Annotated in this window: 24 protein-coding genes and 1 riboswitch; of the genes, 15 read left to right on the forward strand and 9 right to left on the reverse strand. The window is 52.9% G+C overall.

What is annotated here, in order from left to right; genetic code table 11:
- Position 1 precedes the first annotated feature (1 nt).
- Genes ACP15Y_RS07975 through thiD form a run of 4 tightly spaced genes read left to right on the forward strand, consistent with a single transcriptional unit; the run spans position 2 to position 3,022 of the window.
- Positions 2–769 (forward strand): thiazole synthase, encoded by a 768-nt coding sequence (locus tag ACP15Y_RS07975; RefSeq protein ID WP_424982529.1) that lies wholly within the window; start codon positions 2–4, stop codon positions 767–769.
- Positions 769–1,359, forward strand: coding sequence for a thiamine phosphate synthase (locus ACP15Y_RS07980; RefSeq protein WP_424982530.1), 591 nt, complete (start codon positions 769–771; stop codon positions 1,357–1,359). Before ACP15Y_RS07975 ends, ACP15Y_RS07980 begins: the two co-directional genes overlap by 1 nt.
- Entirely contained in the window at positions 1,350–2,321 is a 972-nt protein-coding gene (locus tag ACP15Y_RS07985) for a ThiF family adenylyltransferase (RefSeq protein ID WP_424982531.1), read from the forward strand. Before ACP15Y_RS07980 ends, ACP15Y_RS07985 begins: the two co-directional genes overlap by 10 nt.
- Positions 2,315–3,022: a bifunctional hydroxymethylpyrimidine kinase/phosphomethylpyrimidine kinase gene (gene thiD, locus ACP15Y_RS07990; RefSeq protein ID WP_424982532.1), complete on the forward strand. Its 708-nt coding sequence runs from the start codon at positions 2,315–2,317 to the stop codon at positions 3,020–3,022. Before ACP15Y_RS07985 ends, thiD begins: the two co-directional genes overlap by 7 nt.
- Here the strand turns inward: thiD and ACP15Y_RS07995 are convergent.
- Together ACP15Y_RS07995 and ACP15Y_RS08000 are read right to left on the reverse strand one after the other, a co-directional pair.
- Complete coding sequence (locus ACP15Y_RS07995) at positions 2,997–3,767, reverse strand: 3-keto-5-aminohexanoate cleavage protein (protein ID WP_424982533.1); 771 nt, start codon at positions 3,765–3,767, stop codon at positions 2,997–2,999. The two genes, thiD and ACP15Y_RS07995, sit on opposite strands and share 26 nt — an antisense overlap.
- Entirely contained in the window at positions 3,764–5,089 is a 1,326-nt protein-coding gene (locus ACP15Y_RS08000; protein WP_424982534.1) for an aspartate aminotransferase family protein, read from the reverse strand. Before ACP15Y_RS08000 ends, ACP15Y_RS07995 begins: the two co-directional genes overlap by 4 nt.
- 135 nt (positions 5,090–5,224) lie before the next feature.
- Here ACP15Y_RS08000 and ACP15Y_RS08005 point away from each other — a divergent pair, with 135 nt between their 5' ends.
- The 4 genes from ACP15Y_RS08005 (at position 5,225) to ACP15Y_RS08020 (ending at position 10,273) form a co-directional block, all read left to right on the forward strand.
- Positions 5,225–6,088: a MurR/RpiR family transcriptional regulator gene (locus tag ACP15Y_RS08005; protein WP_424982536.1), complete on the forward strand. Its 864-nt coding sequence runs from the start codon at positions 5,225–5,227 to the stop codon at positions 6,086–6,088.
- A 31-nt stretch (positions 6,089–6,119) separates the two neighbouring features.
- Complete coding sequence (locus tag ACP15Y_RS08010; RefSeq protein WP_424982537.1) at positions 6,120–7,088, forward strand: TAXI family TRAP transporter solute-binding subunit; 969 nt, start codon at positions 6,120–6,122, stop codon at positions 7,086–7,088.
- Between the two features lie 141 nt (positions 7,089–7,229).
- The gene (locus ACP15Y_RS08015; RefSeq protein ID WP_424982538.1) at positions 7,230–9,842 is read left to right on the forward strand and encodes a TRAP transporter permease; all 2,613 of its coding nucleotides are present in this window, start codon (positions 7,230–7,232) and stop codon (positions 9,840–9,842) included.
- Positions 9,842–10,273 (forward strand): universal stress protein, encoded by a 432-nt coding sequence (locus ACP15Y_RS08020; RefSeq protein WP_424982539.1) that lies wholly within the window; start codon positions 9,842–9,844, stop codon positions 10,271–10,273. The genes ACP15Y_RS08015 and ACP15Y_RS08020 overlap by 1 nt, the downstream gene beginning before the upstream one ends.
- 35 nt (positions 10,274–10,308) lie before the next feature.
- Here the strand turns inward: ACP15Y_RS08020 and ACP15Y_RS08025 are convergent, their stop codons facing one another.
- The 5 genes from ACP15Y_RS08025 to ACP15Y_RS08045 form a co-directional block, all read right to left on the reverse strand.
- Positions 10,309–11,082 (reverse strand): ABC transporter ATP-binding protein, encoded by a 774-nt coding sequence (locus tag ACP15Y_RS08025; protein ID WP_424982540.1) that lies wholly within the window; start codon positions 11,080–11,082, stop codon positions 10,309–10,311.
- Positions 11,072–12,082 carry a FecCD family ABC transporter permease gene (locus ACP15Y_RS08030; RefSeq protein ID WP_424982541.1) on the reverse strand — a complete coding sequence of 337 codons (1,011 nt, stop codon included), beginning with the start codon at positions 12,080–12,082 and terminating at the stop codon, positions 11,072–11,074. Before ACP15Y_RS08030 ends, ACP15Y_RS08025 begins: the two co-directional genes overlap by 11 nt.
- 1 nt (position 12,083) lies before the next feature.
- Entirely contained in the window at positions 12,084–13,025 is a 942-nt protein-coding gene (locus ACP15Y_RS08035; RefSeq protein WP_424982542.1) for an ABC transporter substrate-binding protein, read from the reverse strand.
- Between the two features lie 94 nt (positions 13,026–13,119).
- A complete protein-coding gene (locus ACP15Y_RS08040) occupies positions 13,120–13,866 on the reverse strand; it encodes a (2Fe-2S) ferredoxin domain-containing protein (protein ID WP_424982543.1) in 747 nt (248 codons plus the stop codon).
- A gap of 102 nt (positions 13,867–13,968) precedes the next feature.
- Positions 13,969–14,184: riboswitch (cobalamin riboswitch) on the reverse strand.
- 64 nt (positions 14,185–14,248) lie between these two features.
- Positions 14,249–15,208: a LysR family transcriptional regulator gene (locus ACP15Y_RS08045; RefSeq protein ID WP_424982544.1), complete on the reverse strand. Its 960-nt coding sequence runs from the start codon at positions 15,206–15,208 to the stop codon at positions 14,249–14,251.
- An 87-nt stretch (positions 15,209–15,295) separates the two neighbouring features.
- Between ACP15Y_RS08045 and ACP15Y_RS08050 the strand changes: the two genes are divergently transcribed.
- Genes ACP15Y_RS08050 through ACP15Y_RS08080 form a run of 7 tightly spaced genes read left to right on the forward strand, consistent with a single transcriptional unit; the run spans position 15,296 to position 22,592 of the window.
- A complete protein-coding gene (locus tag ACP15Y_RS08050; protein ID WP_424982546.1) occupies positions 15,296–16,168 on the forward strand; it encodes an ABC transporter permease in 873 nt (290 codons plus the stop codon).
- Positions 16,168–16,956 carry an ABC transporter permease gene (locus tag ACP15Y_RS08055; RefSeq protein WP_424982547.1) on the forward strand — a complete coding sequence of 263 codons (789 nt, stop codon included), beginning with the start codon at positions 16,168–16,170 and terminating at the stop codon, positions 16,954–16,956. The genes ACP15Y_RS08050 and ACP15Y_RS08055 overlap by 1 nt, the downstream gene beginning before the upstream one ends.
- 41 nt (positions 16,957–16,997) lie before the next feature.
- Entirely contained in the window at positions 16,998–18,140 is a 1,143-nt protein-coding gene (locus tag ACP15Y_RS08060) for an extracellular solute-binding protein (RefSeq protein ID WP_424982548.1), read from the forward strand.
- A 55-nt stretch (positions 18,141–18,195) separates the two neighbouring features.
- Positions 18,196–19,278 (forward strand): ABC transporter ATP-binding protein, encoded by a 1,083-nt coding sequence (locus ACP15Y_RS08065; RefSeq protein WP_424982549.1) that lies wholly within the window; start codon positions 18,196–18,198, stop codon positions 19,276–19,278.
- A gap of 11 nt (positions 19,279–19,289) precedes the next feature.
- The gene (locus ACP15Y_RS08070) at positions 19,290–20,624 is read left to right on the forward strand and encodes an aspartate aminotransferase family protein (protein ID WP_424982550.1); all 1,335 of its coding nucleotides are present in this window, start codon (positions 19,290–19,292) and stop codon (positions 20,622–20,624) included.
- 1 nt (position 20,625) lies between these two features.
- A complete protein-coding gene (locus ACP15Y_RS08075; protein WP_424982551.1) occupies positions 20,626–21,570 on the forward strand; it encodes a 3-keto-5-aminohexanoate cleavage protein in 945 nt (314 codons plus the stop codon).
- Positions 21,570–22,592 (forward strand): histone deacetylase family protein, encoded by a 1,023-nt coding sequence (locus ACP15Y_RS08080; RefSeq protein ID WP_424982552.1) that lies wholly within the window; start codon positions 21,570–21,572, stop codon positions 22,590–22,592. Before ACP15Y_RS08075 ends, ACP15Y_RS08080 begins: the two co-directional genes overlap by 1 nt.
- Here the strand turns inward: ACP15Y_RS08080 and ACP15Y_RS08085 are convergent, their stop codons facing one another.
- Positions 22,593–23,819 (reverse strand): M20 family metallo-hydrolase, encoded by a 1,227-nt coding sequence (locus ACP15Y_RS08085; RefSeq protein ID WP_424982553.1) that lies wholly within the window; start codon positions 23,817–23,819, stop codon positions 22,593–22,595.
- Positions 23,812–24,474, reverse strand: coding sequence for a DUF1028 domain-containing protein (locus ACP15Y_RS08090; RefSeq protein ID WP_424982554.1), 663 nt, complete (start codon positions 24,472–24,474; stop codon positions 23,812–23,814). Before ACP15Y_RS08090 ends, ACP15Y_RS08085 begins: the two co-directional genes overlap by 8 nt.
- Positions 24,475–24,531 lie beyond the last annotated feature (57 nt).

A 24,531-nucleotide genomic window follows, 5' to 3' on the forward strand; every position in this document is an offset into this window, starting at 1 on the left:
CATGCAGCTTTATGGCGAAGAGATCGGTTCACGGCTTTTGCTGGGCACAGCGCAATATCCGTCGCCGCAGATTTTGGCGGCGGCGGTGAAAGCGTCTGGCACAGAGATCATCACCGTGTCCCTGCGCCGCGAAGGCGTGGATGGGGCGGGCACTGGCTTTTGGCAATTGATCAAAGAGCTTGGCGTCAAGGTGCTGCCGAATACAGCGGGGTGCCATACGGCGAAGGAAGCCGTGACCACGGCGCAGATGGCGAGGGAGGTGTTTGGCACCAACTGGATCAAGCTGGAGGTGATTGGCCATAGCGACAATCTGCAACCGGATGTGTTTGGCCTGGTTGAGGCAGCGCGTATCCTAAGTGAAGAGGGCTTTCAGGTGTTTCCTTACACCACCGATGATCTGGTGGTGGGCGAGAGATTGTTGGAAGCCGGATGTGAGGTATTGATGCCGTGGGGCGCACCCATCGGCTCTGGGCAGGGTTTGCGCAATCCGGATGCGTTGCGCGCGATGCGGGCGCATTTTCTGAATGTGCCGCTTATTGTGGATGCCGGCATTGGACGTCCCTCTGATGCGTGCATGGCGATGGAATTGGGCATGGATGCGGTGTTGTTGAACACGGCGGTGGCCAAGGCGGGCGACCCGGCCATCATGGGCGCGGCGATGGTGCAGGCGATTGAGGCGGGGCGGCAGGGCTTTGCGGCGCAAATGATGGAGCGGCGCGATATGGCTGTGCCCTCCACCCCCATTCTGGGTCTGGCGGTGTTTGACTGATGGAAAAATTCTATTTGATCGTCGGCCATGTGGATTGGATCGCGCGCTTGGTGCCGCTGGGTGTGAAGCTGGTCCAATTGCGGATTAAAGACACGCTGACAGATGAAGTGCGGGCGCAAATCCGGCGAGCCAAGCAGATCTGTGATGCCCATGACTGCCAGTTGATTGTGAATGATTATTGGCAGATCGCGATCGAAGAAAACTGCGATTTTGTGCATTTGGGGCAGGAGGATATGGATGAAGCGGATTTTGCGGCCATTCGTGCTGCAAATATCCGCTTTGGCCTCTCCACTCATGATGAAGCCGAGTTGGATCGAGCTCTGTCGTTTAACCCTGCCTATGTTGCATTGGGGCCTGTTTATCCTACGATATTGAAGAAGATGAAATGGGCGCCGCAGGGATTGGAGCGAGTTGCGCGTTGGAAGCAGATGGTGGGCGATGTGCCGCTGGTGGGCATTGGCGGGCTGAGTGTGGAACGGGCACCGGGCGTTTTGGCGGCCGGGGCCGATAGCCTGGCCGTGGTCACCGATATTCGGTTTGCTGACGACCCTGAAGCGCGGACGCGGGAATGGATCAAGATATGTTCATGACGCGCTATCAACGGCAAATGCAATTGCCTGAAGTGGGACAGGATGGCCAAGCGAAACTGGCGCAGGCACATGTGCTGGTGGTGGGGGCGGGTGGCCTTGGGTCACCCGTGTTGCACTATCTGGCAGGTGCCGGCGTGGGCAGTTTGACGATTATTGATCCAGATTGCGTTGAGGAAAGCAATCTGCATCGGCAGCCCCTGTTTGAAACCAAAGATATTGGCGCGTCCAAAGCCAAGAGGGCGCGGGATCAGATTTTGGCGCGGAACCCGCATATTGTAGTGCAGGCGATTGCTGAGGCTTTGACTCCGGATAATGCGGGTTCGCTGGTGGTGGATGCGGATACTGTGGTGGATGCGGCGGATAGTTTTGCCGTGTCTTATATCTTGTCGGATCAATGTTTGGCGCAGGGCAAACCGCTGATTTCGGCCTCCGTGCTGGGGCAGGCGGGATATGCGGGCGGCTTTTGCGGCGGCGCGCCGAGTTTGCGGGCTGTGTTCCCGGATTTGCCAACGCAAGCGGCCAACTGCGCAACAGCCGGGGTGCTTGGTCCGGTGGTGGGCCTGATCGGGGCGATGCAGGCACAAATGGTGTTGGCGGTGCTGCTGGAGCAAAACCCGTCGCCCATGGGGCAGATGGTGCGCATGGATGTGCAAAATCTCAGCTTCTCCAGCTTTAGCTTTTTGGGGGCGTCAGAACCGTCTGAGGCTTGGCCGTTTTTGGGACGCGATGGCGTGCGGTGTGATGATTTGGTGCTCGACCTGCGCGGTGAAACTGAAGCGCCAGAGATGATTGTGGCGCAGGCGCAGCGGGGACAGATTGATGAGCTGGCGAGGGCTGCCTTTCCTGACGATCAGCGTGTGGTGTTGGCCTGCCAAACCGGGCTGCGGGCATGGCGTGGGGCAAAGCAATTGCAAGCGCAAGGACATAAGAAATTGGCACTGATGGCGGCGTGTGCATGTTGAAACCGCGGAGCATTTTGGTGATTGCTGGAACGGACAGTAGCGGCGGGGCTGGCCTGTCGCGGGATATTGCCGTGGCGACCGAATTGGGCTTTGCGGTGAAACCTGCGGTCACCGCTGTGACAGCGCAAAGCAATGAAGCGGTACGACGCATCGAGCTTGTCGATGCTGACTTGGTGAAGGCACAGATTGAAGCAGCGTTTGCAAATAATGCGCCTGCGGCGGTCAAAATTGGGATGTTGGGCGATGCGGCGGTGGTTGAAGCGGTTGTGGATGCCCTTATCGGGCGTGAATTGCCGATTGTGCTTGATCCGGTACTTGCGGCCAGTTCCGGGGCGCAGCTTTTGTCGGATAAAGGCATTTCGGCGATGAAAAAACGCCTGTTGCCGTTGGTTGCGCTGTTGACGCCGAATTTGCTCGAGGCTGAGATTTTGGAACCTCAGTCGCTGCATGATTTATGTCGTGCCGTGTTGCTTAAAGGCGGGCATGGCGAGGGCGATGTGCTGCGGGACGTGCTGAGGGATGGCCAGCGCGAGATTGTGTTTACGGCACAAAAGCAGGCATTTACCCCGCGTGGCACGGGGTGCACCTTGTCGACCACGATTGCCTGCGGTTTGGCGGGCGGGCTGGCGCTGGAGGCGGCGGTACGGCAGGCGCATCACTATGTGCAGAATTGGATCAATGGGCTGCAAGCAAGCGATTGAGCAGGGTTACCCGCTCGGCATTGTCTTTGGCCACGCTGCCATCTGGATTAACTTCATTATTCTCAAAACCGATGCGCATTTTGCCGCCCAATTGGTGGGCGCGGATTAGGCAATCGGTTTCACCTTGGCCAAAGGCGCAAACAGCCCAATCAGCGGCCATTTCGATTTCGGCTAGGCGGTGCAGGAATGGCGTCAGCATCGACGGATCGCTTTGCTGGTCGTTGGTATATCGGCCCAGCACAAACAGCAATTGGATGTTGTCGCGGCGGATATTGTGGTCAATGCAGATGTGATAGAGCGCAGCGAGGTCGTTGGTGTCGTAAAGAATATGTTGCACTGCGACGCCGTTTTCCTGGGCCCACAAATAGAGCTCTGCGGCGGGTTTTTGGTCGCCGGTGGAAAGTAGTTCGCGGGTTGAAATTGAAACAGATTTTGGCTGGACTTGTTTCACCAGCTCGATTTGCTCGGGCGGTTGATAGAGGCCAACCGCCTCGGTGGTGATCTGTACCTGCATTTTCGGCACGGCGATTCGTAGTTCCGCGAGCAGTTCTTTATAAAGACCCGCGTCCAGAATGTGCTGTTGATCCACATTGCGCAGATGGGCGTGCAGCCCGTCCGCTCCGGCGTCGAAGCAGGCTCTTGCGGTCTGCACCGTTTCTTCGATTGTTACGGGCAGGGCGGGGTGAACTTGCTTGGTTTTGCGGGCTCCATTGGGGGCCACCATCAGGCGCGGCAACGGGGTCATGCGGCAAAGACCTGATCAAATGTTTGGCCCAATTTGTCGATCAGTTCGCCGATTTGAGCATCGGTGATGATAAAGGGTGGCGCCAGCAGGATATGGTCGCCAGAAATGCCATCTTTTGTGCCATTGCCGGGATAGATCATCAGCCCGTTTTCCATGGCTTTTTGCTTGAGATGCGCGTGGATTTTATGCGCTGGATCAAATGGCTCTTTGGTTTCACGGTCTTCAACAATTTCAACGCCGATAAACAGGCCGCGCCCGCGAATGTCGCCAACAAAGGGATGGTCTCCGAAACGGTCTTGTAATGCTGATTTGAATTTTTCGCCCATTTGCTTGGATCGACTGACAAGCCCATCTTGGGTTAGGCGATGTAATACAGCGTTTGCAGCGGCAGCGGCCATGGGGTGGCCCAAATAGGTGTGGCCGTTTTTGAAATAGCCTGCACCATCACGGATGGTGTCGGCGATTTCGCGCGTGCAGAGCATGGCCCCGATGGGTTGATAGCCCGCGCCCAAACCTTTGGCGATGCCCATAATATCTGGGGCGACGCCATCTTGTTCACATGCGAACAGGGTGCCGGTGCGGCCCATGCCGCACATCACTTCGTCCAAGATGAGCAGGATGCCATATTGGTCGCAGATTTCGCGAATGCGTTTGAAATAGCCTTCGACGGCTGGCACTGCGCCTGCGGTTGCACCCACCACGGGTTCGGCCACAAATGCCATCACGCTTTCCGGGCCGAGTTTTAGAATTTCCGCTTCCAGTTCGTTGGCCACGCGCTTTCCATAATATTCCGAGCTCTCATTTGGTGCTCGATTGCGATATTCATAGCAGGGGGAGATATGGAAAGTTTCAAACAGCATTGGGGCATAAGGGGCGCGCCGCAATTTGTTGCCGCCAGTGGCCAACGCGCCGAGCGTATTGCCATGATAGCTTTGCTGCCGCGCGATCACTTTGTGGCGGTGGGGTTCGCCTTTGTCGATAAAATATTGCCGCGCCAGCTTTAGGGCGGACTCCATGGCTTCTGAGCCGCCAGAAACCAAATAGACGTTGTCTAAATCCCCCGGTGCGTGGGTAATTAAATTTTCCGCGAGCGTTTCAGCCGGTTCCGATGTGAAGAAACCTGTGTGGGCATAAGCGAGCTGTTCGAGCTGTTCGCGCATGGCCTGTTTGACAAACTCATCTGAATGGCCAAGGCAAGAAACAGCAGCACCGCCGCATCCATCCAAATAGCGTTTGCCATTTTGATCAATAAGATAGGCACCATCACCAGCGACGGCTTGTACGGGTATTTGGGTAGAAGAGCGGTGGAAAATTTTACTCATTGGTCGATTTTCTGTCGTTGTTTGGTTAAGTTACCAGGGACAATAAAATTGAAACATATGTTTTGAGGCTTGACAATCCTTGAAACAGATGAAAAATTTTTGTTGCAAAGAGGGATCAACGAGGACGATTGGCAAGTGGTTCAATTTGAAGAACGACTGGCAGCGGAATATGGCGGTTTGAGCAAGCAGCTCAAAGCGGCGGCAGACTATATCGTCAAGAATCAAGTTGATACGGCCACGCGCTCCCTCCGGTCGATTTCTGAAGCGAGCGATATTTCCCCTGCGACCTATTCGCGTTTGGCGCGGGCGTTGGGCTTTTCCAATTATGAAGAGTTGCGGGAAATGTTGCGCGGTGCGCTTGGTCGCAGTGTTTCCAACATGACTGACAAGGCCACCCGATTGCAGCAAGACGCTATTGGTGGCGATCAAACACCTTTCTTGAACAGGCAATCTGCGGCTTGCGCGGCCAATATTGGGCAGTTGACGCAAAATATTCCGCAGGACCGTTTGCAGCAGGCGGTGCGTTATTTGAACAATGCGCGCAATGTGCTTTTGCTCGGGTCGCTCAGCTCCACCGGTATTGTGGAATATATGGCTTATTTGGCCAATTATTTTACCGACCATTGGCGCATTGCCGGACGCGCCGGGGCGTCTCTGGGCGCGGAGATATCTGCGCTAAATAAAAACGATGTTTTGTTGGTTGTCACAAAACCACCATTTGCGCGCCGCACCATAGAAGGGGTGCGAGCAGCAGCGCGGATGGGGGCGAAAGTGATTGTGATCACCGACACCCATTCTTGCCCGGTGCTGGCAGAGGCTGACACTGGGTTTATTGTGGCGACGGATAGCCCACAATTTTTCTCATCCTACGCGGCAACCATTGTGTTGATTGAAACAATCATCGGAATGCTTGTGGCGGGATCAGGCAAGGCGGCGAAACAACGAATTTTCGAAGTCGAATGCCTTAATCAACAGTTCGGGGAAACCTGGAGTGCTTAAAACTAGTCTAAACCTTAAAGGGAGGTCTTACATGAATAAGTACCTTAAATCTCTTGCCGTAGCGGCGATCGCAGGTGCAATGGTTGTGCCGACTGCTCAAGCTGAGGAGTTCGTAACCATTGGTACCGGCGGTGTTACCGGCGTTTACTACCCAACAGGTGGTGCGATTTGTCGTTTGGTCAATAAAGGCCGCAAAGATCACGGCATTCGCTGCTCAGTAGAATCTACTGGCGGTTCTGTTTACAACATCAACACCATTCGCGAAGGCGAATTGGAATTTGGTGTGGCACAGTCTGACTGGCAATATCACGCTTATAACGGCACATCACGCTTTGAAGAAGCTGGTCCGTTTGAAGAGTTGCGTGCAGTATTCTCTGTGCACCCTGAGCCTTTCACCGTTGTTGCACGTGCCGATTCAGGCGTAACCAACTTTGACGACCTTAAAGGTAAGCGCGTTAACATTGGTAACCCGGGTTCTGGCCAACGCGGCACGATGGAAGTGTTGATGGATGCGAAAGGCTGGACAACTGGCGATTTCGCTTTGGCAACAGAGTTGAAAGCTGCTGAACAGTCTGCTGCGCTTTGCGACAACCAGATTGATGCGATGGTTTACACCGTTGGTCACCCATCTGGTTCTATCCAAGAAGCAACAACAGCTTGTGATTCAGTATTGGTGAATGTTGATGGCGACGCAGTTGAAAAATTGATCGCTGACAACTCATTCTACCGTACAGCAACCATTCCTGGTGGCATGTATCGTGGCAACGATGCAGACACTTCAACATTTGGTGTTGGTGCGACTTTCGTAACATCAACAGCTGTGTCTGAAGACGCTGTTTATGCGGTTGTAAGCTCAGTTTTCGAAAACTTTGAAGACTTCAAACAATTGCACCCTGCCTTTGCAAATCTTGATCCAAAAGAGATGGCAACAGCAGGTCTTTCAGCTCCATTGCATGATGGCGCCGCGAAATATTATCGCGAACAAGGCTGGATTGAATAAGCCAGACTTATCAACAGACGGGCAGGGGCCAATTTGCGCCCCTGTCCTTTTTTGCGGCATAGTTAAATGCTGCGCTTGGGGATTGCGCGTTTTGCCCAGCTTTTTTCGAGCTTGGCCTTAAGTTTTTCGAAGGGGGAGATAATGGTCAAAAATTCAGGTAATGGCAGCGGGCTGAGCGAAGCCGAGCTGCAGGATTTGGTGGCGTCGAGCGACGCAGGGTCGCGAAATCCGGAAGGTGCGGTTGGCTTGTTTTTGGCAGCTGTTGCATTGGTCTGGTCGATCTATCAGGTGACGCTGGCTTCTCCGCTTTCCAACTATATTTTACCCAGTGATTTGATTAATAACTCACGCCAATTGCATTTGGCGTTTGCTTTGTTTTTGGCCTTTATGGCTTATCCGGCGCTTAAATCGAGCCCCCGCCACAAAATTCCAGTGCAGGACTGGGTTTTGGGCATATTAGGGGCGCTGATCGCGCTTTATGGTTTCTTTTTCTACGACAAGATTGTCGCCGCCGGCGGGCTGGCTGACGATACGGACAAGTGGGTTGCCCTTGTTGGTATTTTGATCTTGTTTGAGGGCACGCGACGGGCGCTTGGGCCCGCGATGGCGATTATCGCCACCATCTTCATGCTTTATGTATTCTTCGGCTCATCTGATTGGGTGCCCGAAGTGATGCGCTGGAAAGGGGCATCGCTGAAAAAAGCAATGAGCCATATGTGGATCACCTCCGAAGGTGTGTTTGGCATTGCCTTGGGCGTATCGACGAAGTTCGTGTTCTTGTTTGTGTTGTTCGGCGCGCTATTGGATAAGGCTGGCGCGGGCAATTATTTCATCAAAATGGCCTTTGGCGCATTGGGTCACCTCAAAGGCGGCCCGGCGAAAGCGGCGGTTGTCGGTTCTGCGGCGACAGGTTTGATCTCAGGTTCATCCATCGCCAATGTGGTGACCACGGGTACGTTCACCATTCCTTTGATGAAGCGCGTTGGTTTCTCCAGCGAGCAAGCCGGTTCGGTTGAAGTAGCGTCATCAGTGAACGGGCAAATCATGCCTCCGGTTATGGGCGCTGCTGCCTTTTTGATGGTGGAATATGTGGGCATTTCCTATGTGGAAGTGATTACCCATGCCTTCTTGCCAGCGGCAATCTCTTACATTGCGTTGGTTTACATCGTTCACCTCGAAGCGGTGAAACGCAACATGCCGACTTTGGGCAATAAAGTAGTTTCTGTTGGCCGCACTATTGGTGGCATGGCTGCGTTCTTCGCGGGCTTTGCAGCGCTTTGTTATGGTGTGCAATATCCGGTGCGCTGGGTGACAGCTTTGGTGCCTGAAAACTCAGGCTGGATTTTGGCTCTTATGCTGTTCCTTGCCTATGTGGCATTGGTTTGGCTGGCGTCAAAAACAGATGATCTGGAACCAGATGATCCAAATGCAGAAGTTGTAGAACTGCCTGAAATTGCGGAGATCTATAAAGCTGGCCTCTATTATCTGTTGCCGATTGTTGTGCTGGTTTACTTCTTGATGATCGAGCAAAAATCACCGGGCCTTTCTGCCTTTTGGGCAACCTCACTATTGTTCGTTATTTTGCTGACGCAGCGGCCGTTGAAAGCCATGTTCCGCAATGCGGGCGATTATGGTGAGAAGGTCAAATTGGGCGTCATGGACCTGGTTGCTGGTTTGATCGAAGGCGCGCGCAATATGATCGGCATCGGTCTGGCAACAGCGACTGCGGGCATCATTGTTGGCACCGTGACGCTGACCGGTATTGGCCAAGTGATGGCTGATTTGGTTGAGCTGATCTCCGGCGGCAATCTGATCTTGATGTTGGTCTTTGTAGGTTTGCTATCGCTTATCCTCGGGATGGGCTTGCCGACCACCGCGAACTATATTGTGGTGTCCAGCTTGATGGCTGGCGTAGTTGTTGAGCTGGGTGCGCAATCTGGTTTGATTGTGCCTTTGATCGCCGTCCACTTATTTGTGTTCTATTTCGGGATCATGGCGGACGTGACGCCCCCGGTGGGGCTGGCCAGTTTTGCAGCTGCGGCTGTTTCGGGTGGCGATGCCATCCGCACGGGCTTCATCGCGTTCTTCTATTCATTGCGGACAGTGGCACTGCCCTTCTTCTTCATCTTCAACACAGATCTGTTGTTGATCGATGTGACATGGTGGCAGGGCATAATCGTCTTTGTGGTGGCGACCATAGCCATATTGGTCTTCACCGCGGGTACCATGGGCTGGTTCCTCACTAAGAGCCGGATTTGGGAAAGCCTTGCATTGATCTTGATTGCCTTTGCATTGTTCCGCCCCGATTTCATTATGGATCAAATCCAACCTCCTTATCGCGATGTGGCACCTGCTGCCTTTAGCGAAACAGTGGGTTCTGTTGATGCGGATAAAGAAATGCGGATTGTGGTGAGCGGCCCAGACTTTGATACGGGCGAGCCGAAAGAACGCACGCTGGTGTTGACCTTCACTGAAGGGGCAACCGCTGATGAGCGCCTTGATGCACTTGGATTGGCGTTCATGGAAGATGGCGACAATTTGCTGATGGAAGAACCGTTCCCCGGCACACCATATTTTGACAAGATGAGCGACTTTGATTTCTATGGCGATCAACCTGTGACGCTTAAGGAAGCGAAAGTGCGCGTGCAACAATTGCCGCAAGAATTGATGTTTATCCCAACATTTATTCTCTTGGCGTTTGTCGCATTCTTGCAATCACGTCGTGCAAAATCGTTGAGGGAGGCGAATGCATAATGAGTAAATCAGTCCTTTGTGCGGTCGACATAAATCGGCCCAAAGACGAAAAACACATTTTGGAAGAAGCTTTCCGTTTGGCAAAGATGGATAATGCGCGCCTTGATGTGATTACAGTGGTGCCCGACTATGGCATGAGTGTTGTGGGCAGCTATTTTGATGCTGACCACACCAAGAAGGTCAAAGAAGCCGTGCACAATCATTTGATTGAAGTCACTGAGAGTGTCGTGGGGGCGGAAGCCAATAAAGAGGTGCGGCATATCGTTTCTGTTGGCAATGCGTATGAAGAGATTTTGCGCACGGCCAATAAAGCGGGCACAGACCTCATCGTGATCGGCGCACACAAGCCCGATTTCCGCGACTTTTTGTTGGGGCCAAATGCGGCGCGCGTAGTGCGCCACTCTACCTGTTCAGTTTATGTGGTGCGCTAGCATTAGCGGTTCTTTGTAGGCTGAACAGTTTGCGCTTAAACTACGGGCGCGTTTATTGCGATGGCACTATCGGCAAACCGGGCGTTGACGCGGTAGACGCGCTCTAATCGTTCGGGCGAAAGCACTGTCGCTAGCGAGCCAGTTGCGACCATTTTTGCTTCATGCATCAACACTGCATTGTCGCAATAGCGGGCAGCGAGATTGATGTCATGAAATGACGCGATGACAGTTTTGCCTTTGGCCTTAATGTGATCCAGCAGACGTATTTGGAAATAGATATCCAAATGGTTGTTGGGCTCGTCTAGCAAATAGATATCAGGATCGAGCGCCAGCACTTGCGCGAAAAATAGTCGCTGTTGCTCGCCACCAGAAAGATAGCCGGCATTCTCTTCACGACGGTCCCACAGTTCAACCAACTCAAGGGCGTCTTGAACGCGTTTCCGCTCGTCTGATTTGGGGCAATTTAGTGGGAAAAGCCCAAGGGCGACAACCTGCTCAATGGTGAGCCCGGCCAGTTGCGCTTTTTCTTGCAGCACGGTGCCCACCTTTGCGGCAAATGCTCTGCGGCTCCAGCTTTCCAGTGGCGCGCCAAAAGCAGAAATGCTGCCGCTTGACGGTTTTTTCTCACGATAGAGCAAACGCAATAGTGATGATTTGCCCGCCCCGTTTGGCCCTAGAAGGCCTAAGAAGCTGCCGGTGGGCACATCAAATGTGCACTCTTCCACCAAAGGTTTGCCGCCGATCTCAAAGCCAACGCGATTGAGCGAGAGTACATTGGTGGCAGCGGTGATATTGGCTTTATGCAACATGACGTGTTTGCCTCAGAATAAAGATAAATGGCGGCGTGGCGAATAGGGCTAGCAGGACGGCAAGTGGCAATTCACTCGGCGCGAGTAGCGTGCGACACAGCAAATCTGTGAAGGTGAGGATAAACGCCCCTAGCAGCATCGCCAAGGGCAGAAGCTTTTTGTGCGCTGAACCGCAAAGCTGCCGCGCCAAATGCGGCACGATAAGGCCAACAAAGCCGACAATGCCCATGATGGAAACGCTTAAGCCGGTCAAAAGTGCCGTGGCCAGAAAGATGGCGAGCTTCAGCGGAGAGGTGGCCACGCCCAAGGAAGTGGCGCGGGCATCGCCCATAAGCAAGGCATCAAGCTGTTTGTGTTGCGTCATCGCTATCGCTGCGATGATGGCGGTGGCGATGGCGATCAGCGGCAGTTCATTCCAGCTGGTGCCTGCGGCTGATCCCATTAGCCAATTTAGAGCTGTTTTTGTGGCGTTGGGTTCTGAGATGTGCAGCAAGAACGCGGTGAAGGATTGAAACAGCAAAGAGACAGCGACACCCGCCAAGATCACCAGCAGGCGATCCATGGGCCGTTCACGGTTATAGGCCATCAAAAGGGTGAAGCCGAAGGCGGCTGCTGCACCGAGAAAGGCGATTAGGGGCAGGCCGAACGCCGCAACTATACCTGCAGGCAACCAGATAATGGCGGCAACTGCCGCGGCCGAGGCACCGGAGGATAGGCCCAATAAATAGGGATCGGCGAGGGGATTGCGCAACGCGGTTTGAATAAGCGCGCCGCTCAAAGATAGGGCAGCCCCCACCAAAGCGCATGCGAGTACGCGTGGCATACGCCACTCCCAAATGATGGCGGTGAGGCTGGATTTCGCGTCTGGTGTGCGCAGCAGCACGGCTAATTTTTCTTGCCACGGAATTGGCGCGGTGCCCCAAAATACGCCAGCGATCAGCATCGCGATTAAAGCGATGCTGGCGCCGATGGTCAGTAGAGGGTAACGCGCCGCAAACATTTTACTGGTCCAGATCTGCGATTTGTTGCGCTAGATTTTCCACGCCATCAGTGAAGCGCATGCCCAGCACTGTTTGTGAAAATGGAATGATCAGGAAACGCTCATTCTTCACAGCATCCAAATCTGAAAGCACTGGATCGTTTTTCAACTTCTCTATTTTTTCGGCCGCGGTGGACCATACGGCATCGTTGATCACAATGAGTTCTGGATCATGTTGCACAACATGTTCCCAACCCACATTGACCCAACGGCCCTCAATGTCTTCAGTTATGCTTTTTAGCCCCAAAATTCTCATCAAAAGGGCAGGCCCACCGCAACAGCCAGCCGTGTAAACGGGGTCGGCATCACTGTCATAAAAGAATGCCGAACGACCCGCGCCTGGATTCAGGGTTTGAACCTTTTCAATGCGGGCTGATGTCTCCGCAATAAGTTTTGCAGCACGGTCCTCAACACCGAAAATTTTGCCGATGACTTCAATATCTTTGAGGATAGGTGCGGTCGTCACAGGGACATTTTTGGGATTATATTGATCGCAGGAGGCATTTACCAAATAGGTGGCGACGCCGCGTTCGTTCCACTCTTCCTGCGTGCCGACATTTTTTTCGGCAAAAGCCGAAACAAAGCCCGCAAAAAGAAAATCAGGTTCTTCAATAAGCACCACTTCTTTGGCTGGGTATTTGTCTGAGATAACGGGTACTTTTTGATATGCGGCCTGCCATTGTGCTGGAATCTCATCTTCCAAATAGGCGGTGCCTGCCATTTGATCTTCCAACCCGAGCGCCAGCATCACTTCGGTGGCCTGCTGGTTAAGGGTGATGGCACGTGTGGGCGCTTTTTCAATAGTGACGGGCACGCCACAGCTTTCATATTCAATTGTTTCGGCAAATGCTGGCAATGCCAAAAGTGTGGAGATGACGGCGGAAAGTGCAATTTGTTTGATCATAACTCTGTCTTTAATTTGATTTATTGTAATGTTATTACATTACGTATTGTTTGTTCGGCAAGTGTGAAGTGCCTGTTATTTTTTGAGCTCGAATTCACTCGTCGGCATGCAGCATTACTTTCTCGGGCAACGGTTCGGCCGGTGTCGGTGCGAACGGGAGGCGCAATGGTGAGTTGCGCTGATGGATCAGCACATCATCGACAAAGCGAGCAACTTCTTGTTCCGAGTTGAGCTGATACCAATCTCCCTTGGGATAGTGGACGACCACGGGGCCATTGTTGCAGGGGAACAGGCAGCCCGTTGTGGCAATCAGGCATTTTGAGCTGAGGCCCGCTTGCTGCACTGCAGCTTTTAGCGGATCGAGCAGCCCAAAACTGCCACGCATATGGCAGCGTGGGCCAGTGCACACCAGTAAATGATGTTCATAGGCAGGCGGCTCATCCCAACCTTTGCCATTCATGCCATCAATTTTCGGCGCAATGGGATCGGCACGATAGGGGCGGTTGGCCACCAGTTTCAGCAATTCCTGATCTTCATCAAGATCGGCTGCCATGGCCAATTCGACTTGATCCGCTGGCTGGCGCGTGAGCCAGTCTGCCGCTGCGTTGGGCACCCATTTGCGCAGACTTTGCGAAAACGGAATGCCAATAGGGCGCAGCATGATGCGTGTCGCGCCGTCCGCCAATGCACGATCCAGCGCATTGAACATATGGTCACCTTGGTGCTCAAGGCGCACCACTTCGCACGGCGTATCATTCGCCGCCTTTAAAGTTTCTGCTAATGCCGCAAATTTGCGGTTTGATACGTAACTTGCACTAACTAGGAAGATTTCAAATTGCATTGTCCGCTCCCTAGGGTGGGTACGGCACAGCAATTTTGAATTGGCCCAATGGCCATAAGGATATTCATCGCTACTCCTTACCGGGACACCCCGCCCGATGATGGTTGACATTATGCGATGGCAGGTCTCCTGACTTGCGGGTCGTTGCGATGTCTGAACCTTCCCGGCGCTTGGCCAGTGGTGACTTCAGATCGCTATCCGCTCACAGTTGCGGGGGCAGCTATGGACTTGATCCCCTGTTTGGGTCGATCGCACCATATTCCCTTTTCATCCAGTTTGTCGTTAGAACGCCCTGGAACCATCTGTCTTCTAATAAGAAGCAGCAGGCCGAATTTGTCAATCCACTTTGGCGAGTAGCGGCTAAGGCGTTGATAAGTTTAGACTATCCGCCGAAGATGCGATCTTCGAGCGGGATCGACTCTATGCGTTCGGACAACTCAGTCAGCAATAGTTGCTCGGCACGATTGAGCTTTGTTGCTGGGTTGGTGACCACATAAACGTCGATTTCTGGCGGGTCCTGATAGGGCGGTAGGCGGTGCAAATAACCCATTTCAACGTCGCGCTTGGCCACGTGAACGGGCAGGGGGCCAATGCCCAAACCCGAGAGAATCATGCGTCGCACTTCTTCCAAATTGGCGGAGGAGCCAACAATTGCATCCTGCGGCGCGGCTTTTGCCCGCAACAAAGTGACAGGGCGCAGCACATCGGACAATTGGTCGGTGGTGAACGAAACCCAATTGTTGCCCGCCAAATCATTTGTGGTGAGGTCGGGTTTGCCAAATAGAGGATGTTTGGGGCCGCAATACAGGCCAAAATGTTCGCGGAACATATGTTGGTAATGCAGCTTTGGGTGCTTGTGATAAACAAGGCAAATGCCGAAGCTGGCTTGACGCGAGACCACCTGTTCGATCACGTCATGGCTTGGGCCAACAATAATTTCCACTGTGGCTTTGGGGTGTTGGATATGAAAATCCCCCAAGATATCATCGAAAAACGGGCACAAAACATGGCTGGCCATGGCTATTTTGACATGGCCTTGTACGGTTTCAGTGATATCGCGCATCAAGGTCGAGAGGCGGAGGATTGATCCGTTGATATCCACAGCCTCGCGATATAGCTGTTGTCCGGCATCGGTGACGCGAAATTTGCCCGGCCCACGTTCGATCAATTGCCGCCCCAAGGTTTCTTCCAACCGTTTGAGCGCCGACGAAACACTGGGTTGTTGTAGGCCCAGCTTGGATGCCGCCAGTGTAATTGAGCGCGCATCGACCAGCACCACGAACATGCGCAGCAGGTTCCAATCCAAGTGTCTTGCAAGGTTTTCGGCGTCTCGATCCATCATTATAGATTAAATCAATAATCGGAATTGTAAATATCTATTTGATTTATGATTGAGTATGTCCAAACCTTACCCCATCGGAGGAGTTTAATGGCAACAATTGAGCAAAGTGAAAAGAGGGCCCCATGGGTGCTGCTCTCCCCAGCGCTGGTGACCATTGCTCTTTTGCTGGTGGTGCCGATCATGTTCATCGTGGTCTATTCATTTTGGTTGCGCACTTCGGTTGGGGGCGTTGAAGCGGCGTTCTCATTTGCAAATTGGCGCGATGCGCTCACCGATCGCTTTTATCTCGACATTTTGATCAGTACCGTGCGGATCGCCGCCATCACCACTATTGTGTGTGCGATTGTTGGCTATCCAGTTGCCTATTTTGTGGCGCGGGCCCGCGGTGTGAATCGTGGGTTCCTACTGTTGCTTTTGATGCTGCCTTTCTGGGTCAGCTATATTATCCGCACCATGAGCTGGATAAATATTTTGGGCGTGTCTGGTGCGCTCAATTCGCTTTTGCTGGCAATTGGTGTGATCGATGAGCCGATCCAAATGCTCTATAACGAAACGACCGTCATTTTGGGTTTGGTGCATTTTTTGCTGCCCTTCATGATCCTTAACACATATGTGAGCCTCGATGGGATTGATCGCGCGTTGGAAGATGCGGCGAACTCTCTTGGGGCGAACCCCATGCAAACATTTTGGGAAGTTACGCTTCCGCTCTCAGTTCCAGGTTTGGCAGCCGGTTCAGTGTTGTGCTTTGTGCTTGGCGCAGGCACCTATATCACCCCGGTTATACTTGGCGGTCCCACCGATGCCATGTTTGCCAACCTGGTCTTTGAAGCCATCATTACGCAGCTCGACTGGCCGCTTGGCGCAGTTCTTTCCTTGATGCTGCTGGTCGTGTTGGGTGCCGTGGTCCTTACCTACAACCGCTTTATGGGACTTGGACAGATTGCAAAGGGGATCGGATAATGCGTGGTTGGCCCCTTATTCGTGCATGGACCATTCTGGTCTATAGCTTCATGTTTTTGCCCGTGGCGGTGGTGATTATTCTTGCCTTTAACGCTAACCAGTTCGGCGCGTTTCCGATGACGGGACTTTCCTTGCGTTGGTTCGTGGCCTTGTGGGAAAATGATGCAATTGTCCGGGCATTCCAAACTTCATTAACGCTCGGCATATTGACCGCGCTGATTTCCACGTCCATTGGCGTTTTGGCCTCGCTGGCATTGGTGCGGTATGATTTTCCCGGTAAAAACAGCATCAGCACTTTGTTGATCGCGCCAATTTTGGTGCCCGAGGTGGTGCTGGCGGTTTCGCTGCTGTTGTTCCTGCAAATGCTCAATATTCCAAAAAGCTTCTTTTTGCTGTTGATGGGACACGTAATTTTTACGCTGCCATTTGTGGTGCTTGTGGTGCAGGCGCGTTTGGTGGCGGTGAAGAAGGATTATGAAGAAGCTGCGCGCAGCTTGGGCGCGTCACCAATCCAAGCATTTTTTCAAATCACCTTGCCGCTGATTATGCCAGCGGTGATGGCGGGCGGGCTCTTTGCCTTCACCATTTCATTTGATGATATCACTGGCACATTGTTCTGGAAGCCGGGCGGGGTTGAGACCGTGCCGACACAGATTTTTGCCATGCTGCGCAACTCCATTTCACCGGAGATCAATGCGCTGGGGGCTGTGATGATCATGCTGACAACAGGTTTGCCATTGATTGGCATTGCGGTGGCCCGCTGGTCTGCCGCGCGACGCAACAGATAGCGTCACGTTTTTTGAATCGAATACCACCTAGGGAGGATAGAATGGACGATACAAAAAGATATGAACGGCTAAGAGAGAGATTTGGCAATGGCGATATTGGCCGCCGGAAATTTCTTGGCCTTTTGGGTGCTGCTGGTGCAGCCTATGGCGTGCAGATGCCATTTAGTAACATGGCGTTTGCTCAAGATGTAAGCCAAGTGCGGTTTGATGGTTGGGGCGGCGTTGTTTCAGAAGCGTTCCGCGCGAAAGCGTTTGATCCATACACCAAAAAGACTGGTGTTGAAGTGGTCGATGGCACTTTCGGCAGTGGCGACGAATATCTCGCTCGGGTGAAAACCGCGCAAGAAGGCGAATATAACATTGCGCACTTGTCTGGTGTTTTTGACTATGCCCGCTACCACAATCTTGGTTTCTCATCTTCATTGAACCGCGACAATATCCCAAACTTGGATATTGTTATTCCGAAACTTGTTGATGTTTATCGTACAGTTTCTGGCGATCAATTGTCATGCGTGCCGTATGATTATGGCACCACAGGCTTGGCCTATAACCGTAAATATATTTCTGACGAGGAGATGAAAGAGCAAGGTGCTCGCATTCTCCTCAACGAGAAATATAAAGGCAAAATTGGCGGTTGGAGCGATTGGCGTACCCGCATTTGGTATGGCGCGCTGCAAACAGACCAAGACCCGAACAATATCCAAGATATGGATGCGGTTTGGGATGCTATTCGCCAGCACCGCGATCTGGCTTTGAAATATTGGGGTTCAGGTGCTGAATTGATGAGCCTTTTGGCGGAAGAGGAAATCTACGTCACTGAAGGTTGGTCAGGCCGGATTTATGCGTTGCAAGAGCAAGGTCATGATATTGGCTATTACGATCCGCCAAATGGCTTTGGTTGGCAGGAATGCTTGTTCGTGATGAAAGGTTCGCCAATGGCGGAAGTTGAGGAATTGCTCAACTTTATGCTGGCACCTGAAACATCAATTGCTGTTGCGGAAGCGCAAAACTATCCGCCAGCGCTTGATCCATCAAAAGTTGATTTGGGTTCAAAAATCCCAACGCTGCCAGCGTTTGACGCAACAGGCAAGTTGGATGGTTTGACCTTTGCGAACCCAGATTACTGGAATGGCAACGAAGCTGAGTGGTCCAAAACCTTTGGACGCGTTCAAAAAGGCTATTAATTTTCAATATGGTGGGCGGTGCGCTGCCCACCATTTTTGCACTGGATAGATCATCATGAGCACCGCCGTAACTTTAGACAAAATTGTAAAGAGATTTGGCACCTTCACAGCCGTGCATCCGCTTGATTTGGAAATCGAGCAGGGGAGCTTTTTGACGCTGTTGGGACCATCTGGCTGCGGCAAAACCACAACATTGCGCATGATTGCTGGGTTGTTGGACCCAACTGAAGGCGACATTTTGGTGAAGGGTCAGCGGGTCAATACCGTGCCAATTCATAAGCGGAATTTGGGCATTGTTTTTCAAAGCTATGCGCTTTTTCCGCACAAGACGATTTTCGAAAATGTCGCATTTGGCCTGAAATATCGCAATGTGCCGAAGGCGCAGGTGGAAGAAAAAGTAAAAGCCGCGATGGAGCTGGTGCAATTGCCGCATATGGGCGATCGCTATCCCTCGCAGCTTTCGGGTGGGCAACAGCAACGTATCGCGTTGGCGCGTGCAATTGTGATTGAGCCAGACGTGTTGCTGTTGGACGAACCGCTTTCCGCGCTGGATGCAAATTTGCGCGAAGATATGCGGGTTGAGCTTAAGAATATTCAAGAAAAACTTGGGGTGACGACCGTTTTTGTGACCCACGATCAGGGCGAGGCGTTGGCCATGTCCGACAATATTGTGGTGATGCGCGATGGGCGCATTGAACAGGTTGGCAGCCCTTGGGAGGTTTACAACCGCCCGGCATCTGAATTTGAGGCGCAATTTTTGGGCGCGTCCAATCTTTTGGACGTTTCGACCGAAGGTGCCGGCGCCGATAAAGTGGCGGTGGAATTGCCGCAATTTGGCAAGTTTGAGGTTGATACCACCCAAGTGCCAAAAGGCAGCGCATCGCAAAAAGGCAAATTGGTGCTGCGTGCTGAAAAGCTGCAATTGAGCCCGCAAAGCACAACGCCGCAGGCAGGCGAAGTTTCTGCCGTTGGCGCGGTTGAGGCTGTCGATTATCTGGGACAATCCGTGCGTTATTTCGTTCAGGTGGGCGACCAGAAATTACAGGCAATCAATACGGTTGGCCAAGCGCTGTTTAACCAGGGAGATGCGGTTCAGGTTCATTTTGACCCGCAAAATTGCACACTTCTTGGCGATTAGAGACCCGCGAAATGTCAGAGCATCTTTTTTACCAAACGCGACAAACACGTCCTTTTATAGAGCGATCTGAGGGCATCTATCTATGGGACAAGGATGGCAATCGCTACATTGACGGCTCCTCGGGTGCAATGGTGTCAAATATTGGGCATTCGCATCCGCATGTATTGTCTTGCATGTCCGCACAAATGCAAAAGGCGACTTTTGCTTATCGACTGCATTTTCAAAGTGATGTTGTGGAGCAGTTCGCAGCACGGTTGGCCAAAAAGGCGCCGGATGGTTTGGACAAGGTTTTCTTTGTGTCTGGCGGATCTGAGGCCGTGGAAACAGCCATTAAGCTCGCCCGACAGGCGACGTTGGCGCGGGGGGAGTCCGGCCGACATAAAATTATGTCACGGTTGCCATCTTATCATGGTTCGACATTGGGGGCTGTCGCCGTGACGGGCACGCCGCCGTTTGCTGATCCATTCGCGCCGATGATGAAGACGATGCCGAAGGTGCGTGCGCCGCTGCATTATTTGGATGGGCTAGACCCAAATGATCCGGCCACAGCGACCCATTATCTCAAAGAGATTGAAGACAAGATTTTGGCGGAAGGGCCGGAGACATTGTTGGCCTTTTTGGTGGAGCCAATTGGTGGCGCATCCACGGGAGCACTGGTGCCGCCCACTGGCTATATGGAGGGCTTGCGGGCGCTCTGCAATCAATATGGGCTCTTGCTGATTTACGATGAAGTGATGACCGGGGGCGGACGAACAGGCACTTACTTTGCTGCGGCGCATTTTGATGCGGTGCCTGACATGATCATCAGCGCCAAGGGGCTTGGCGGGGGCTACATTCCTCTTGGCGCGGTGATCTCCCGCAATGATCTTGTGGAAGATGTGCTGGACCATGGCGGCTTCTTGCATGGCTTCACCAATGCGGCGATGCCGTTGGCAGCGGCGGCAGGCATGGGTGTTTTAGATGTGATTGAAGATGAGCAATTGTGTGATCGCGCCACGCGCATTGGCGATATGCTCTATGATCGCTTGCTGGGTTTACAGGCCAAATATCCCTTTATTGGCGATGTGCGCGGCAAGAGCTTGTTGCTCGCCTTTGAATTGATGGCTGATGCGCAAACCAAGCAGGTGTTGCCTAAGGACCTTCATGCCCATGCGAAGCTTGTGAATATTGCCTATGACAATGGATTGATTATCTATTCGCGCCGCACCCGCAATGGGGCGGAGGGAGATCATTTTATGGTCTGCCCACCCTTGATCACCACCGCAGCGCAAGTGGATGAGCTCGTTGCGCTTCTGGATAAGTCATTGGGCCAATTTGCTGACCTCTATTTGAAAGAGGTGGCGTAATATGTCCGATAAGATCATTGTGAGTTGTGCACTTACGGGGTCCATTCATACCCCATCGATGTCGCCCTACCTGCCGGTGAGTGGCGAAGATATGGTGCGGGAAGGCAAGGCAGCGAGTGCAGCGGGCGCGTCCATCTTGCATCTACATGCGCGCCATCCCGAAACCGGGCAACCCAGTGCTGCGCTCAATCATTGGCAAGGATTTTATCCGCACTTGAGCAGCGAAACGGACGCAATTCTTAATATGTCGACCGGCGGCTCGGCTGTGATGAGCTTGGATGATCGGCTTGCGGCGTCAGGTGAATTGCGGCCGGAAATGGCGTCATTGAATTTGGGGTCAATGAATTTTGCGCTCTATCCTTTGGCGGACCGGATCAAAGAATGGAAGCATGATTGGGAAGAGCCGTTTTTGCGCAATTCAGATGATCTGGTGTTTAAAAACACGCCGCGCGATGTGCGCGAGATTGTGGGTAAATTGAGCCAGCGGCCCACAGTGTTTGAGCTGGAATGTTATGATGTGTCGCATCTTTACATGCTCGATCATTTGGCCAATCGCGGCATTTTAAAGCCACCCTTCTTTTTGCAATTTGTGCTGGGCGTTTTGGGTGGTGCACCGCCGCTGCCTGATGTGTTGTCTTTCCTGAAAAACACAGCCGACAAATTGTTTGGCGATCAATATGCCTTTTCGGTGATTGGGGCTGGGCGCGCGCAAATGCAAATGGCGGCTTTGTCGATTGGTCTCGGCGGCCATGTGCGCGTGGGGTTGGAAGACAATCTTTATATCGCCAAGGGCGAGTTGGCCAAATCAAATGCCCAGCAAGTGGAGAAGGTGAAAACCCTGATCGAGGCCAATGGCAAGCAGGTCGCGACGCCTGCAGAGGCGCGGCAAATTTTGGGCATTGATCCAGAGGCGAACCACCACACGATGGAAAGACAATATTTGTAATGAAGTTCTTTTTTGACGAAGCCCAGCGGCTACATAATCCCGTGAATTTCCTTTCTTCAGGCGCGGCGCAGCCCAATCCTGAACAGCCGGGACGTGTGCAGGCATTGTTGGATGGTGCGAAGGCGGCGGGCTTGACCCAAAGCGCGACCGAAGATCATGGCATGGGCCCGATCGGCCGAGTACATAGTGCCGAATATGTGCATTTTTTGCGGCATATTTATAAGCGCTGGCAGCGCATCGAAGGGGCATCGCCCGAGGTGATCCCCAATATCCATCCTGATCGGCGTACGGTAAGCTATCCAAAGTCTGCTGTTGGGCAAGCGGGATTTCATATGGCAGACACGGCCTGTCCGATCTCAGAACATACATTTCATTCAGCTTATTGGAGCGCGCAGACCGCGATCAGCGCCACCAATGATGTGTTGGCTGGCGCCCACGCAAGCTATGCGTTGTGTCGACCACCGGGGCACCATGCTTTTGCTGATTTGGCAGGCGGGTTTTGCTTTTTCAACAATTCAGCGATTGCAGCGGCACATCTTAAGCAGAACGGATTGCGAGCGGCTGTGGTTGATGTGGATTTGCATCACGGCAACGGCACTCAAGGTATCTTTTATGCCGACCCTGATGTGCTGACGGTTTCTGTTCATGCTGATCCAATACGATATTACCCGTTCTTTTGGGGACATGCCCATGAGCGCGGCGAGGGCGATGCGCTCGGTACCAACCTTAATCTGCCGTTGAAGATGGGCACCGGTGATGAGGGCTTCCTAGAGGCGCTTGATCGAGGCTTGGAGCGAGTGCAGGATTTTGGTGCCGATATCATCGTTGTGGCGCTGGGGCTGGATGCATTTGAAGGCGACCCCTTTGGCGGGCTATCTGTTAGTGAGCAGGGTTTTGCCGAAATCGGCAAACGGTTTGCCCGCATGGATATGCCGTGCGTGATGGTACAAGAGGGCGGCTATTTGTGTGATGAGTTGGGCGATAATCTGACGGCGTTCATGAATGGATTTCAAGGCGTTTGATTAAACCCGTGCAGCCATATTCTGGATAAATTGCGCCAAAACATTCACTGCATCGCCCATATCTTGCGGCGACGCATATTCTGCTGGATTGTGGCTGATGCCATCTTTGCAGCGCACAAACATCATCGCCATGGGGCCAAGATCGGCCATGGCCGATGCGTCATGCGTGGCGCCGGATGGCAAAGTAACAGCGCGACCCAAATGGGCTTCTATTGCGTCCGCCAATGGTGATTTTAAACTGTCGGCACATTGCTGTGCGGGTTGTGCATATGTCTTTTCATATCGCAATGTGAGGCCATGCGCCTGCGCAATTTCTTTGGCTTCATCCTCAAATCGTTGAGCGGCTTCGCTGCGGATTGCATCGTCGGCAGATCGCATTTCAACCGTTAGCCGCGCTTCATTTGGCACGGCATTGACCACATTGGGTGAGATATCCAAGGCTCCCACTGTGGCACGCAAATGTTCAGTGTTGAGTGCCAATTCGTGAACAAAGCTAACCAATTTGCTGGCACCCACCAGTGCGTCTTGTCGGTTGCGCATGGGCAAGGTGCCCGCGTGGCCGGAGACGCCATGGAACGTGACGCTATGGCGTTCGATGCCACAAATGGCGGAGACCACGCCGAGGGATAAGTCTTCGTCCTGCAAGATCGGACCTTGTTCGATGTGAACTTCTACAAAACCCAATGCTTGATTGTTGTTGCGTTTGAGCTTTGGGATATTTTCTGGCGAAAGGCCAAAGGCGCGCATGGTCTTATCAATTGAGATGCCCTCTCGATCTTGTAGTTCCAGCACCGCTGGATCATAGGTGCCCGCCAAGGCACGTGAACCGATAAGGGCGGTTGGGAAGCGCACACCTTCTTCGTCAGCAAATGCGAGGATTTCGACATTGAAGGGTAATGTTATACCCTCGCTGCTCAGCTTTTTCAGCGCGAGAATTGGCAGGGCAATGCCCATTATGCCGTCATAAGCGCCACCCTGGCGTACGCTATCTTGATGGGAGCCCATATAAAGCGTCTGGGTGGCACCGGTGAATTGAGTGCGGCCCACCAATGTGCCTGCGGCGTCCAGATGGGATACAAGACCGGCATCGTGCATCCAGCCTTCAATCATCGTCACGGCATCGGCATGTTCACGGGTGAAGGGCAGGCGCGAGACGCCCGGACCCGCTTCGGAGAATTTGGCAATTTCGGTCAGGCGATCAGCCGCCAATTGTCCCCAATCAGTCAATGCCGCGCTCCTTATTGTTCATCGTTGGCACGGTGAGATGCCAGTCGCGATATTCGCCTGTCATGGCGCGCTCATATAGTGCGGTCAGATCGGTGAGTGGCTTTTCGCTATAGTCAATTCTTAGATCGAGTGGCGCCTCATTTGGTGACAATATCAACATTGCGCCGGAAAGTAGCCCGCGAGAATCTCCGCCAGCCTCCTGCGCTGCATGTAGTGCAGATAGCAAGCGTTCGCCCATATGGCGGTTGCCTTCTTTAAAGCCAGCGATGGCGGCGGGCACCACATTTTCATTGTCCAGCAAATTGCCAGAAACAATGCCATTTTCAAAAGTTGAAGCATGTGCAATTGGCATGTTTTTGTTGCCAGTGAAGGCTGCGCCATTGCCGTGCGAATCAAGGGCCGCCAGTTGGCGGGATTCACGTCCCATATCAGCATCGGTTATGGCTTTAATCGCTGTTTCAACAGGTATGTTTTGGTCGAGTAGATCTAAAATATCGTCGCGCCAAAATGTGCTGGGGGCCGCGCCCTGGCTGGCACTGAGCCCTACATTTACGCGACCGCGCAAGACCCATCCGCCCACGCAAAGCGAACCTGTGGCCGCGGCAGCGCCAAGTTGTTTGGTCTCTGGATCGAACACAAGAATTGAATATGTCATAATAGCTCCTTGCATTCTATTTATCATGAAAAATTGACGCTTGCAATTTATCATGAT

It is taken from the genome of Maritalea sp. S77 (genome assembly GCF_049801075.1).
In the GTDB taxonomy this organism is placed as follows: Bacteria; Pseudomonadota; Alphaproteobacteria; order Rhizobiales; family Devosiaceae; genus Maritalea.